Below are 14378 nucleotides of genomic sequence, written 5' to 3'. Positions count from 1 at the left end.
TTTCCGAAAAAATAAAAAATGGCATAATTATTGATTAATCAAATTTATTATTTCTCTATTTTTTCCCTTAATTATGAATTTAAAAAACCGTTTAATATGAAGCCTAAAAAAAATCCAAATGCAGATCTAAAAAAACGTACAGGGCTTTTCTTCTCCATAGGATTAGCAGTAGCTACTTTTGCTAGTCTATATGCTATTAACTACAAAACATCTGAAGAACCTGGAAAACGAGTAGATGAAAAAGAAGTTTTTGATGTCACCGAAGATGTAACTGATTTCAGACTAGAAGACAATTCTCCTCCTCCACAACAAGAACCTGAACCTCCTAAGGAAGTAGAAGCTCCTGATGTTATCAAAGAGGTGGATAATAAAGAAAAGGTAAATACAGATCTCAAACCTCAAGAATCTTCTCAGGAGGATAATGCCAATAAAGGACCTAATCTTAATAGTACAGGAACTGGTACAGGAACCGGTACAGGAGGTGGTGAGGAGGAAATTCCTGATGAAGTTCCTTTCAATGTACTAGAGGAAAAACCTATGTTCCCTCAATGTAAAGATGTACCTAAGCCAGAACAGGAAAATTGCTTTAAAAAGGCACTAGATGCCCACGTAAGGAAAACATTAGAGTATCCTCAACCTGCTATAGATATGGGATTACAAGGAAGAATTATCGTACAATTCCGTATCAAAAAAGATGGTAATGTAGAGGTAACCAATGTTCAGGGTAAAGAAAAAATATTAGAAAAAGAAGCTCGTCGCGTAATAGAAAAGCTTCCTAAACTAATCCCTGGCAAACAACGTGATAGACCCGTGGCTGTAATCTACTCCTACCCTATTGTATTCAGATTAAACTAAACATAACAATTGTCAAAGTGAATAGCTAAAAATAACCTTATTTTTCAACTATTCACTTTTGTTTTGAATCTTCCTTAGACTACTTATGATAGTTACAAAATTAAAGAGTTTTTTCTTGGCTCTTAGTACAGTTTGTATCCTTATGGGGATTACTTGGGGAATAGATCATTGGCGAAGGAAAGCCCCTGATGAGTTTGTTATCCTAGGTAAAGTCCCTAATTTTTGCCTCACAGACCAACATAATCAATCCATTTGTAATAAAGATTTTAAAGGAAAAATATGGGTAGTTGATTTCTTTTTTACCTCCTGCCCCACTATTTGTCCTGTTATGACAGCAAATATGGTGGCTGTACAGAATGCTTTCCCTGATAATTCTATAGGAATTGCTTCTTTCTCCATTGATCCTGAAGAAGACACTCCTGAAAAACTACAAGAATATGCCAAAGAAAAAGGCATTACTTCCCCTCATTGGCATCTGCTTACGGGTGATGAAGAAACTATTTATGAATTGGCTAATAAAGGGTTCAATATCTATGCGAAATCTGGTAATACACCTGCAGAGTTCGAGCATTCTGGACTATTCGCTCTTATAGATACACAGGGAAATATTATCTCTCGAAAAAGAAAGGATGGCAATCCTATTTTCTTTTACAAAGGCACTGAAAAAGAGGGAATTACTATGCTTATAGAAGATATCAAAAAACTAAAAAAACAATCTTTACTTTGAAAAAATCACCTGTTTCACCTAAAAAACATCTAGGACAACATTTCCTAACAGATTTTAGTATTGCTAGGCGCATTGCAGACACTTTGTCCCTCAAGAATTATCAAAAAATTCTAGAGATAGGACCTGGTACAGGAGTTCTCACTCAGTTCCTTCTAGAAAAAGAAATTGAGACTTTTGTCATAGAAATAGATACCGAATCGGTGAATTACTTACAAGAGAATTTTAGTCTGTTAAAAAATCATATCATTGCAGAGGATTTTCTAAAGTTTGATATTACCACTTTTTTTTCTAAAACACCTTTTGCTATCATAGGAAATTTCCCTTATAATATCTCTTCTCAAATCGTTTTTAAGCTTATAGAAATCAGAGCTTTTGTTCCTGAATTTGCAGGAATGTTTCAGAGAGAAGTAGCAGAACGTATCTGTGAAACTCCAGGTTCAAAAGCCTATGGCATCCTTTCTGTACTTACACAAGCTTTTTATAAGGCTGAGTATCTCTTCACTGTGAATGAGAATGTATTCAACCCTCCTCCAAAAGTGAAAAGTGGTGTAATTAGGCTTACTCGTAAAGAGAATTATACTCTTCCTTGTGATGAAAAACTCTTTTTCTCTATTGTAAAAACAGCCTTTGGACAACGTAGAAAAACCTTGCGAAATAGTCTAAAATCATTCCTTGACTCCAAAGGTGCCTTAAAAGAAAATGTCATCTTTGACAAACGTCCTGAAGCTCTTTCTGTAGGAGAGTTCATCAGCCTTACTCAAATGCTTAGTTAGAGCATCTATGAATAGATCCCTCCATTAATATTTATCACTTCACCTGTAATATACCCTGCCCTACTAGAAGCAAGAAAAGCTACAAGATCAGCAACTTCTTCTGCTTTCCCGAACCGTCCTAAGGGAATCATCTTGGTGAGTTCCTCTTCATTCAGTGAGGCAGTCATATCTGTTTGTATAAAGCCAGGAGCAACTGCATTTACTGTAATATTACGCTTGGCTACTTCTTGAGCTAAAGCCTTAGTTGTAGCTACCAAAGCCCCCTTAGCAGCAGAATAATTTGCCTGTCCTGAAGTCCCTTTTACTCCAGAGACAGAAGCAATATTGATAATTCTTCCATACCGATTTCTCAACATTTTCTGAATAAAAAAATGAGTTACATTATAGAAGCCATCTAGAGTAGTTCTAAGGACTTTATCCCAATCTTCATAAGACATCCACATAAATAATCCATCGCGAGTAATCCCTGCATTATTGATAATAACTTCTACCAGATACTCCTTATGGGCTTCTTGCCATAGAGTTAGGACTTCCTGAGTCTGTTCTTTATCTGTCACATCAAAAGGGAGTAATTCTGCCGTTGCTCCCAATGCCTCTACCTCTTGAAGTGTTTGCTGAGCAGCTTCTTTATTACTCTGATAATTAATTAGTAAGTGATAGTTGGTCTCTGAGGCTAATTTTAAGCAAATAGCCTTACCTATTCCCCGTGAGCCTCCTGTTATTATAGCGCATTTTTTCATTTTTCTTCAGAATTTGAGGTCAGCTGAAACCTCAACTGACCCCTCATTAATATTCTTTTAATTTTCTTAAAATAGTTGAGGATACTTAATTGGATTTATTTCATTCATTATTGCATATACCTTTTCAAACACATCCTCTACATTAGGTTTGGAGAAATAATCTCCATCTGATGCATATGCAGGCCTGTGAGACTGAGCCGTAAGTGTTTGAGGCTTGCTATCCAAATACCTATAAGCATCCTGCTTTTCTACAATTTCACGAAGCAGATAAGCAGAAGCTCCTCCTTCCACATCTTCATCTACAACAAGTAGATTATTGGTTTTTTTGATGCTTTTAAGAGTATCGTGATTTATATCAAAAGGTACTAAGGACTGAGCATCAATAATTTCTACACTAATATCTACTTTTTCTAATTCAATAGCTGCTTGTTCCACAATACGTAAAGTAGATCCATAGGAAACAATTGTAATATCTCGTCCTTGGCGGATAACCTCAACTACTCCAATAGGAGTGGTAAATTCACCTAAATTGCTTGGCATTTTTTCCTTACTACGATAACCATTAAGGCATTCCACTACGAAAGCAGGCTGATTTCCCTGTAATAAAGTATTATAGAACCCTGCTGCCTTAGTCATATTACGAGGCACTAAGAAATAGACTCCTCTGAGGAAATTAATCAATCCTGCCATAGGAGACCCTGAGTGCCAGATCCCTTCCAAGCGATGTCCTCTGGTACGTACAATAAGGGGTGCTTTCTGGAATCCTGCAGTTCGGTAGCTAAGACTAGCTAAGTCATCTGTGAGTACCTGAATAGCATAGGGAGTATAGTCTATATACTGAATTTCAGCTATAGGGCGCAAGCCTCGCATAGCCATTCCTATCCCTTGCCCTATAATGGTAGATTCTCGTATGCCTGTATCGGCTACACGTATCTGACCGTATTTGTCTTGTAAGCCTTCTAATCCTTGATTTACATCCCCTATCTTGCCTGTATCTTCTCCAAAGGTTAGTAGGTTAGGATAAGTGGCAAAAAGTTTATCAAAATTATCCCGAAGAATAACTCGTCCATCTACCATAGGAGCTTCTTGGTCGTACTGAGGAAGAATTTCTTTTACAAAAATAGGATTATGTTGGTCTTCACTATATAAGTGGGAACTATATTTGTCTTGAAGTTCTTCCTGCAGAGACTTAAGCCAAGATTTCAGATGTACTACAGCAGGAGTTTCTTCAAAGGCAAGAAAACGTAAGGCTTTACGCGCAGTACTTATCACATCACGATAAAGGGGCACATCTATATCTGCTATGGCATCTTTCAGATGAGAAATTTCAAGGCTATTGAAGCTTTCCTTTTCCACCTCATAGAGGTGATTTATAAGTTCTCTTTTAGCGTTTTTTATAGGATTTTGGTATTCTTGCCAAGCCTTATCACGACTTTCTTTTACATTTTTTTTAGCTTCTTCTTCTATAGAGAGGAGTTCTGATTCTGTAGCAATATTATTTTGGAGAATCCACTTACGCATCTGCACATTACAATCATATTCCTTTTCCCAATCAAGCCTTTCGGTCGATTTATATCTTTCGTGAGAACCTGAAGTAGAATGCCCTTGAGGCTGAGTAAGTTCTGTTACGTGAATAAGTGAAGGAACGTGCTCTGTGCGAGCTAGTTGCCCTGCCTTAGCATAGGTTTCCATTAGCCAAGAATAATCCCAGCCCTTAACGGTATAAATTTCAAATCCTTTATGGCTGAAATTTCGTTGAAATCCTTTAAGAACTTCAGAAATACTTTCTTTGACTGTATGATAAGAAGCCGGAACTGAAATTCCATAATCATCATCCCAAACACTCAGTACCACAGGCACTTGTAGCACTCCAATAGCATTGAACGCTTCAAAGAAAAGTCCTTCACTTGTACTAGCATTCCCAATAGTTCCCCAAGCTACTTCATTCCCATTATTTGAAAAATTTTCACTATTAGGCAAGGAAAGAGAACGATATATTTTAGAGGCTTGTGCCAATCCTACCAAGCGAGGAATTTGACCTGCTGTACAGGAAACATCACTTGCTGTATTATACTGTTCTGTGAGCTTCACCCAATTTCCATCCGCATCAAGGCTATGTGTAGCAAAATGGCCTCCCATTTGCCTCCCTCCACTATGAGGCTCGTGTTCTATATTATTATCTGCATAAATTCCCGCAAAGAATTGCTTAGGAGTAAGCTCTCCAATAGCAAGCATAAAGGTCTGATCTCGATAATAACCACTACGGAAATCTCCTCTTTGGAAAGCACGAGCCATCGCTAATTGAGGTACTTCTTTTCCATCTCCAAAAATACCAAACTTAGCTTTTCCTGTGAGCACTTCTCTTCGTCCTGCTAAGCTACACTCCCTGCTGAGTACAGCAATCTGGTAATCCTCCAGAACTTGTTTCTTTAATTCCTCAAAGGGCATACTTTGTAAAAAAGAGGTAGTTGTATCCATAAAAATTGATTTTCTGAAATAAAGCCCAAAAGTACATAAAAAATAATTATTTGCCAAGAAAATCCCTATTTTTTGATGAGCTTTTCCTATTTATATAGCAAAAGCTACCCTTACTCATACAAGTGGATAGCTTTATTATATTTTTTTAAAAGATCAGACTTTTAGAATTTCAGCTTCTTTTTTAGCCAAAACTTCATCTATCTGCTTGATATACTTATCAGTAAGCTTCTGTACACTTTCTTCTGCATCCTTCTTCACATCATCTGAAACTTCTGTTTTTTTAATTTCTTTATTAGCTTCTTGTCGAGCATTACGTACGCCTATTTTAGCCTCTTCACTTTCTCCTTTGGCTTGCTTTACAAGTTCTTTTCTTCGTTCCTCTGTCAAAGGTGGAACTGTAATAATAATTAGCTCTCCATTATTCATTGGGTTGAAACCAAGGTTAGCCACCATAATTGCTTTTTCTATCGTAGATAACATTTTCTTTTCCCAAGGTTGTATGGTGATTGTACGAGAATCTGGTGTATTCACATTAGCTACTTGGCTCAGTGGTGTTTGAGAACCATAGTAATCCACAAATACACTTCCAAGCATCTGAGGAGAAGCTTTTCCTGCACGAATATTGAGTAATGATTTTTCCAAGTGGGCTACTGATCCTTGCATTGCTTCACTAGTACTCTCTAGAATAATATCAATTTCTTCATTCATAAGTAGATGTTTTTTCTTCTGTTAAGAATATTTCTTTCAGTTGGCAAAGATACAATAATTTAAATAAAAATAGATATTTTATTTTTGCTTTTTTCTATTCTTTATGAATCTATAAGGTTTTTACAGGTTCTTGTTTTTCTGGATAGGAACAGTTTGCTAATATTTTAGAAATAGTTCATTTTATTCTATTTATCAAGTATTTATAAAAACTTAAAATAAAAAGATTTTCCTTACGAAAAAATTTGTTTAATTAAAAAAAAGGTGTATTTTTGGCAGAAAAATAAAAGACCTCTCCTTATAATAAAAACTCTTTTTCTACTTGGGAAAGGCAGAATGTTCCTAATAAAAACTATTGCTTATGAGAAAATTTTTATTCTATTATTTCCTTTCTTTATTAGTTCTTTCTTCCTGTCATAGTGAGGAAGATCTTATGATAGAAGACTTTGAATCAGGCTCTTTTGAGAATTGGACTACCGAAGGTGAGGCTTTTGGTCAAGCCCCTGCTCAAGGAAGCCTTGCAGGCGAACAAGAAGTTGTTGGTTTTGCAGGGAAATACCTTGCCAACAGCTTTCATAACGGAGATGACTCTCGTGGAACCCTCACCAGCAAGCCTTTCCGTATAGAACGTGACTTTATCAACTTCCTTATTGGTGGAGGTACTTCCTCTGATACTTACATAGAGCTCCTTATTGGTGAGCAAAGTATCTACAAAACCCACAGCCCTGTGGAGAGTGAGACCTTACAGCTGATGAGCTGGGATGTAAAAGCCTACAGAAATCAACAAGCTGTACTACGCATTGCAGATAACCAACGAGGCAGTTGGGGACATATCCTTATAGATGCGATTGAACAAAGTAACCAATACAAAAGTAATCTAATGGAAAACTATACTCTTACCTATGATATTTCCCAAAAATATCTTCTTTTACCTATCGAAGACAATGCACCTGAAACAAAAGTGCAACTTTTGGTAGATGGAAAACAAGTGGGTGTCCCTATGGACATTCGGCTTGCTAAAACACACATACAATATTGGCTTCCTATTCCTGTAGCTCATTATCAAGGAAAAAAGGTTTCTCTTATTTTCTCTCAGGCTAAGAAAGGAGATATCGGAATCAGCCAAATAAAAACCTCAGACGTTTTCGATTATACCTATAACGAGACCTATCGCCCTTCTTTTCATTTTTCTCCCGAATATGGCTGGATGAATGACCCTAATGGTATGGTATATCATAACGGTGAATATCATCTTTTCTACCAATACAATCCTTTTGGAGCTCGCTGGGGGAATATGCATTGGGGGCACGCTATCAGTGAGGATTTAGTGCATTGGAATCATCTACCTGTAGCAATTTCGCCTGATGGATTAGGGGCTATCTTTTCAGGAAGTGCAGTAGTAGATAAGGAAAATACTGCAGGATTTGGAAAAAATGCTATAATCGCTTTTTATACATCTGCTGGGGAACAACAAGCCCAATCCATTGCTTACAGTTTGGATAATGGGCGTACTTTTACCAAATACACTCATAATCCTGTTATTGCGAATCCTAACATTCAGGATTTTAGAGACCCTAAAGTATTCTGGTATGCTCCTGAAAAAAAATGGATTATGTCCTTAGCCACTTCACAGACAATTACTTTTTATGCCTCTAAGAATCTTAAGCAATGGGAAAAACTTAGTGAATTTGGCGAAAATATAGGAGCACATACAGGCGTGTGGGAATGTCCTGATCTTTTTCCTTTAAGTTATAAAGGGGAAACTAAATGGATACTTTTTGTAAGTATCAACCCAGGAGGTCCTAATGGAGGAAATGCAACTCAGTATTTTATAGGAAATTTTGATGGAACTACCTTCACTCCTGATCCTCTTCCCTACCCTCTTTGGATAGACTACGGGCGAGATAACTATGCAGGAGTAACCTGGAGTAATATCCCTGAAAGTGACGGACGTAGGATATTCTTAGGATGGATGAATAATTGGGATTATGGAAATATGGTGCCTACCCAGAATTTCAGAAGTGCAATGACACTCCCCAGAGAATTAAGGCTTGCTGATAATGGAGAACACTTAGTCGTAGCGAGCTTTCCTATAAAAGAAATAGGCGAGGAAAAAGATTATAAAGCTATTATTATGAATAAGCTCTCTTCGGATACCTTTCCTATCAGTGCAGATTTTTATAATAATGGATATGTGATAAGTTTTACTGTAAAGCTCGATGGTTTAAAGGGATTCCGCTTTGCTCTACAAAATGGCAAAGGAGAAAAAATTATGTATCATTTTGATACCGAAGAGAAAACTTTTATAGTGGATAGAAGCAAAAGTGGGCTTACGGACTTCAGTAGTAACTTTGCTGAACCTCTCATTAAAGCTCCCTTAACCCCCAAAGACCACTACACCATCCACTTATGGGTAGATAAGGCTTCTACTGAGGCTTTCATCAATGGAGGTGAGGTTGTTCAGACCAATATTGTTTTCCCTACAGAGCCTTATAACCAGTTATGGTTTGACTTAAGAGGAAATGCAACGGTCAGTGTAGAGAATATTACCCTTTACAAAATAAAAAATTAAGTTGAAGAGCAGGGTAGGATATATTCTTTCCCTGCTTTTTATAAATAATCTTAAAAATCATTCAGATGAAAAATATTATTGTAGGCTTGGGAGAAATCCTTTGGGATGTATTCCCCGAGAGGAAAATATTAGGAGGAGCTCCTGCTAATTTTGCTTATCATATCTCCCAATTTGGATTTAATGGTTATACTGTCAGTGCTATTGGCGACGATCTCTTAGGAAAAGAAATCCTAGATAATTTAGAAGAAAAGCAACTCAATTACTTAATAGAAAAAACAGACTTTCCTACAGGAATGGTAAAAGTAAATGTAGATTCGTGGGGAATCCCTCAGTACGAAATCTGTGAAGGAGTCGCTTGGGATAATATTCCCTTCACACCTCGTATAGCCAATCTTGCTAAGGAAACACAGGTGGTTTGTTTTGGTTCTTTGGCGCAGCGCAATGAAGTTTCACGAAAAACCATCAGTGCTTTTCTGGATAGTATGCCAAAGGACAGCATAAAAATATTCGATATTAACCTAAGATTAAATTACTATAATCAAGAAATAATCGAAGATTCATTAAAAAGAGCCAACATTCTAAAAATCAATGATGAGGAAGTTATCAAAGTAGCTCATCTATTCAAGTGGGAACTTTCAGAGAAAGAAGTATGTAAGTACTTATTAAGCATCTATAATCTTGATATTCTTATCCTTACCAAGGGTACTGAAGGAAGCTGGGTATTCACTCCGAAGGAAGAATCTTTCCTACCTACCCCAAAAATAACTATAGCTGATACGGTAGGAGCTGGAGACTCTTTTACAGCTGCTTTTATCGCCTCGCATCTGCACGGGAGATGCCTTGTTGCTTCGCATCAATTAGCAGTGGAGGTATCTGCCTATGTATGCCAACAACACGGAGCTATGCCTAAGCTTGCCGATGCTCATCTAGAGTTATTTAAGTAATTTTATTCCTTTCATTTTTTATTTATAAATAGTGTGCTTAGCGTGAGTTCAATGTATCGAACTCACGCTAGCTTTTTAGAACTAATTACCTGATAAATTTTATACCAAATATTTTTTTATCAAATGTACCTTAAAAAAAAAGCTACTTTGTTTTGCAAGGTACATATTTTTTTGTAATTTTGCATCATCAAAAGAAATCCTTATGGAAACAATTAATTTAGAGAAAATGAAAACTCAAATGCGAAAAGGAGTTCTGGAGATGTGTATTCTTTCTATTATCCATAAGAAAGGAGAAGTATATGCATCGGATATTATAGAAGCTCTTAAGGAAGCGGATATGATTGTGGTGGAGGGCACGCTCTACCCTTTGATGACGCGACTGAAGAATGCCACTTTGCTCAACTATTCTTGGCGAGAGTCCTCGGCAGGTCCTCCCAGAAAGTATTACACCCTTACTGAAAAAGGACAAACGTTTCTTAAAGAAGCCCTTGCCTCTTGGAATGAATTACAAACAATGATAACCAAACTTATTTAATAATGGACAAAACACATAACATCAGCTTAGGTGGTTTTTCTTTTGTAATAGAGAATAATGCCGCCGACCATCTTTCCTCCTACTTGACTAAAGTACGTCAGTCCTTAGGAGATTCGTCAGACACAGAAGAAATTCTCTTCGATGTAGAACAACGTATGGCTGAGCTTCTCAAAGCCCGCATACAGAATACTGAAGTGGTTACCCCTGCCGATATTACTTACTTAATAGAGGTAATGGGACAACCTGAACAATATATAGAAACAGACGGAGATACTCCCTCTCCAAAATTCTCCCCTAAAAGGAAACTCTATCGTGATATTGACCGAAAGAATATAGGAGGCGTACTCTCGGGGTTGAGTTACTATTTCCGAATAGATGTTACCCTATTACGGATTATTTACATATTGTCTATTATATTGAATCTAAGCTTTTTACAGTTTCATTTCAATGGAACAATACTTTCTTTTAGTTCTTTCTGTATATTACTTTATGTGATACTTTGGATAATTGTTCCTCCCGCAAAGACAACTGCTGAAAAGCTCGAAATGCAAGGCATAGATGTGAATATAGATACACTATCCTCATATAAAACAATAAATAGCTTTCCAAAAGAAAAACAATGGTTTAGAAGCTCTTCTAACAAGATAGTTGCAGGAGTATTAGGAGGCTTAGCAAAATATCTTTCCATAGAAGCAACTTGGCTTAGGATCGGTTTTGTATTCTTTGTTTTGCTTGCACTTATCTCTACACAGGGGCGTTTCTTTCATCCTATTCTGCTTTATGGTATATTGGCTTTTGCCTTAAAGAAAGACAACACAAATTCTTTAGAAGAGAATACCTCTGAGGATAAGGAGGATAAAAAGGATAAAAAAGAAGAGACTTTCTCCCAACTAAAACATTCAAGATCTATTCTTGGTGATTTATTTCATTTACTTTTCAAAGGAGCTGGCTATTTTCTGGTAATGATATTCCTTTTTGTAGTTTTCATCTTGATTTTGGTTGCTTTCTCGGCTATTTTAAGTCTGGGAATCTTCAGTGGTGTTTCTTTTGCCTTGATATATAGCTATATAGATTTTTTCCTTGTAAGTTGGCAACAATATCTATTCTTCTTATTATCAGGTTTGTTTGTAATATTATTCTTTTCCCTCTTTACCCTTCTTGCAATAAAAGTTTTCTCTAGGAAGGGATATCATACGCCACGCTGGTGGTTTATGGGAAATATTCTGATTGCTCTTTGTACTTTTTTAGGTGTTTTTTCGTTGGTAACTTCCTTATCCAAAGATTTTGTATCCTATAATATAATAGAAAAGGAATATCCTATAAATACCTCTTCTGATACACTTTTTATACAAGAGAAAAGGATAGCTTTTTGGCAGAGCAAATTTGTAGTTGATAAAAAAGGAAATGCAGAAAGTGGAGATACAGAATTCCTAAAAATTGTTCCTACTCAAAGGGATACTCCTTACCTGATAGTAAAAATTTCTTCTAATGGAAAAGATTCAGATGATGCTATAGAGAAAGCTCAAGAAATAGAATATCCTATTGAGATTGATGGAAATACTATAAAAATCCCCAATGGTTATCGCTTAAAGAAAGGACATTTGTTCCGTTTCCAGAAAGTATATGTTCAGCTATTTGTTCCCTCTGGGAAAAAGATTATTTTCCAAACAATTCCACTAAATGTAAGAAAATGGGAAGAAATGCTTCCTTATGGAATATTTGAGGTTGAGAATGACGAAGTAAAAAGTCTATAATTAAGTTTCATAACTCTTGTAAAGTAGGAAAAAGAGCCTTAAAAAAAAGGCTCTTTTCCATTAAATAAATAGGATTTTTAGTTTTGATTACAAATAGATAATTTTTTTAGATTATTTATCTTGAAGGTGGTAATAGAATTCTTCAAAGATAATCTTAAACCAAGCCGTATATTGCTCAGGAGCCTGAAGGATATCCTCCTTGACAGCTTCCAAAGAGAGCCATTTCCAAGAGGCAACCTCTTCTGGATTTATTTGAGGGAGGGCATCACTATAACCTACTAGGACATAATCATATTCGTACTCAATGAGTCCGTTATCAAAAGGAGCCTTATATACAAAAGAAAATACTTCTTTGAGAGGAACCTTCAAGCCCATTTCTTCCTCAAGCCTACGTTCTCCTGCTTGCTGGTTAGTTTCCCCTATTCTAGGATGGCTACAGCAGGTATTTGTCCAAAGATTAGGAGAATGATATTTTGAAGCTGCTCGCTGTTGCAAAAGTAATTCTCCTTGTGAATTAAATATAAAAACTGAAAAAGCCCGATGCAAAAGTCCTTTTTCGTGCGCTTCCATTTTTCCCATAAGCCCTATAGGCTCATCTTTCTCATTAACTAAGATTACTTGTTCTTCCATTAGTCAATTAAGGATTCATAGGTCATATAGTCCCCTTTCATAAGCCCTAGCTTATCCGAGAGCCCTCCATTAATTTCTAACACATACATTGCCTCTCCTTCTGAGGGACGAGAAGTCTCCGAAAGAGGCTCTGCATTCTTAGCAATACTCACAATTTGTTTATCTTTATTTAAATAAATAATATCCAAAGGAATATAAGTATTCTTCATCCAGAAAGAACGTGGTTTTTCGTCGTGGAAAACAAAAAGCATCCCCTCATTTTCGTTCATTGACTTTCGATACATCAGCCCTAACTCTGTCTCGCGCTCAGTACGAGCAAACTCTATCGAAAAAGTCTTAATTAAAGTGCTGTCTTTTCTATAAAAAGAAAGATTTCCTTCGTGTTCGAAAGGAGGTATATATTCTTTTATCTCATTAGAAACTGCTACCTGCTGTGGCAATGATTCGTCATTGGAAAAAAAGCGTGGTAATACACTTGCCAAAGTTACCAATATCAATATTCCTACAAGAATATTGATAAAATGTTTTCTAAAAAAATCCATCAAATTATTTTATTAATAAATTGGTGCAAAAATACAAAAAAATAATGGTTATGACCCTTGATTATTTTATTATTTTTTCTCTATTCATAAAAGCTCTCCTATAAAAAATAAAATATTCATCAGAAAAGTAGAAAGAGCTACTACTTTCAACTGAGAATCAAAATCCTTAGGATTTTTTACACCTTTCACATAAAACAAATGAAAGACCAGAGGTATAAAAGCTATGATATAGAGGGCTTTATAGCCAAAACTAAAAGTAAGTATCGTATAGAGCATCATCAAGAACATAGGTAGGATAACCAATAGATAATGGTAATATTTGGCTAAAGAAAAACCTATCTTCACAGGGATTGTATACTTACCCATTTGTTGATCATTCTCAATATCTCTCATATTATTAAGGTTCAGAACTGCCATACTAAGCAAGCCACAAGCCGAAGCTGGAAGCAACACCAAAGGTTCTAGTACTTTACTATAAAGCATATAAGAACCTAACACACTTACCCAACCGAAGAACATAAAAACAAATAAATCACCTAATCCCTTGTACCCATAAGCAGATTTGCCCACTGTATAGCGAATAGCTGCAAAAATAGCTGCTCCTCCAAGTATTGTAAATATAATAGCCAAAATCCATTGCTCTTTGAGAGAAATTCCTATAAGTACCAATGCTGAAATCGCTGAAAGAATAGCCGTAATTACAACTACTTTTTTCATTTCAGTAAGAGTCATAGTTCCCGATTGTATAGCTCTTTTAGGACCCAAACGTCGTTCATTATCTGTTCCTTTTTGAGCATCTCCATAATCATTGGCATAGTCAGAAAGCACCTGAAATAGAATAGTCGTGAGAAGAGCCCACAAAAAAATATCCCACTGAAAATACCCCTGACTATAAGCAATAGCACTCCCTAATATAATTCCTGACATAGAAAGAGGGAGAGATCTAAGACGAGCGGATTGGTATAAACTACGAAAAGTGATCACTATATAATTTTTAAAGCTATAAAATATAAAGAGGATACCCCGAGTTACTTTTTGAGTCTCTCGGGGTATATAATAGTTCTATTTCCTTATCTTTCAGTACAGTTACAACCTCCGATACCTTGGAACATATCTATTCCCA

The 14378-nt window shown here is 36.2% G+C and carries 13 protein-coding genes; 7 read left to right on the top strand and 6 right to left on the bottom strand.

Going from position 1 to position 14378, the window contains the following annotated elements; translation table 11 throughout:
* Positions 1–96 precede the first annotated feature (96 nt).
* The 3 genes from RYK20_RS01965 (at position 97) to rsmA (ending at position 2355) form a co-directional block, all read left to right on the top strand.
* Complete coding sequence (locus tag RYK20_RS01965) at positions 97–855, top strand: energy transducer TonB (protein ID WP_314894226.1); 759 nt, start codon at positions 97–99, stop codon at positions 853–855.
* A gap of 142 nt (positions 856–997) precedes the next feature.
* A complete protein-coding gene (locus RYK20_RS01960) occupies positions 998–1582 on the top strand; it encodes an SCO family protein (RefSeq protein WP_311456313.1) in 585 nt (194 codons plus the stop codon).
* Positions 1579–2355 carry a 16S rRNA (adenine(1518)-N(6)/adenine(1519)-N(6))-dimethyltransferase RsmA gene (gene rsmA, locus RYK20_RS01955; protein WP_314894225.1) on the top strand — a complete coding sequence of 259 codons (777 nt, stop codon included), beginning with the start codon at positions 1579–1581 and terminating at the stop codon, positions 2353–2355. The genes RYK20_RS01960 and rsmA overlap by 4 nt, the downstream gene beginning before the upstream one ends.
* 5 nt (positions 2356–2360) lie before the next feature.
* On the opposite strand, the gene fabG is transcribed toward rsmA, so the two are convergent.
* The 3 genes from fabG to frr form a co-directional block, all read right to left on the bottom strand.
* Positions 2361–3095, bottom strand: coding sequence for a 3-oxoacyl-ACP reductase FabG (gene fabG, locus RYK20_RS01950; RefSeq protein WP_314894224.1), 735 nt, complete (start codon positions 3093–3095; stop codon positions 2361–2363).
* A 66-nt stretch (positions 3096–3161) separates the two neighbouring features.
* Positions 3162–5573: a thiamine pyrophosphate-dependent enzyme gene (locus RYK20_RS01945; protein ID WP_314894223.1), complete on the bottom strand. Its 2412-nt coding sequence runs from the start codon at positions 5571–5573 to the stop codon at positions 3162–3164.
* Between the two features lie 153 nt (positions 5574–5726).
* Positions 5727–6281 (bottom strand): ribosome recycling factor, encoded by a 555-nt coding sequence (gene frr / locus RYK20_RS01940; protein WP_297977960.1) that lies wholly within the window; start codon positions 6279–6281, stop codon positions 5727–5729.
* A 358-nt stretch (positions 6282–6639) separates the two neighbouring features.
* On the opposite strand from frr, the gene RYK20_RS01935 reads away from it, so the two are divergent.
* The 4 genes from RYK20_RS01935 (at position 6640) to RYK20_RS01920 (ending at position 12083) form a co-directional block, all read left to right on the top strand.
* Positions 6640–8850 carry a GH32 C-terminal domain-containing protein gene (locus tag RYK20_RS01935; protein ID WP_314894222.1) on the top strand — a complete coding sequence of 737 codons (2211 nt, stop codon included), beginning with the start codon at positions 6640–6642 and terminating at the stop codon, positions 8848–8850.
* Positions 8851–8915: 65 nt separating this feature from the next.
* Positions 8916–9794, top strand: a complete 879-nt coding sequence (locus RYK20_RS01930; RefSeq protein WP_314894221.1) for a carbohydrate kinase — start codon at positions 8916–8918, stop codon at positions 9792–9794.
* A 202-nt stretch (positions 9795–9996) separates the two neighbouring features.
* Positions 9997–10329: a PadR family transcriptional regulator gene (locus RYK20_RS01925; protein ID WP_297978791.1), complete on the top strand. Its 333-nt coding sequence runs from the start codon at positions 9997–9999 to the stop codon at positions 10327–10329.
* 2 nt (positions 10330–10331) lie between these two features.
* Complete coding sequence (locus RYK20_RS01920) at positions 10332–12083, top strand: PspC domain-containing protein (RefSeq protein ID WP_314894220.1); 1752 nt, start codon at positions 10332–10334, stop codon at positions 12081–12083.
* 111 nt (positions 12084–12194) lie between these two features.
* Here the strand turns inward: RYK20_RS01920 and idi are convergent, their stop codons facing one another.
* The 3 genes from idi to menA all read right to left on the bottom strand — a co-directional run bounded on the left by idi (position 12195) and on the right by menA (position 14239).
* Entirely contained in the window at positions 12195–12713 is a 519-nt protein-coding gene (gene idi, locus RYK20_RS01915; protein WP_314894219.1) for an isopentenyl-diphosphate Delta-isomerase, read from the bottom strand.
* Positions 12713–13255, bottom strand: a complete 543-nt coding sequence (locus RYK20_RS01910; protein WP_314801962.1) for a DUF192 domain-containing protein — start codon at positions 13253–13255, stop codon at positions 12713–12715. Before RYK20_RS01910 ends, idi begins: the two co-directional genes overlap by 1 nt.
* 84 nt (positions 13256–13339) lie before the next feature.
* Complete coding sequence (menA, locus tag RYK20_RS01905; protein WP_314894218.1) at positions 13340–14239, bottom strand: 1,4-dihydroxy-2-naphthoate octaprenyltransferase; 900 nt, start codon at positions 14237–14239, stop codon at positions 13340–13342.
* Positions 14240–14378: the final 139 nt, after the last annotated feature.

Origin of the sequence: uncultured Capnocytophaga sp. (assembly GCF_963525585.1) — a bacterium.
Taxonomy (GTDB): Bacteria; Bacteroidota; Bacteroidia; order Flavobacteriales; family Flavobacteriaceae; genus Capnocytophaga.
This window is presented reverse-complemented; position numbering and strand designations above follow the sequence as displayed.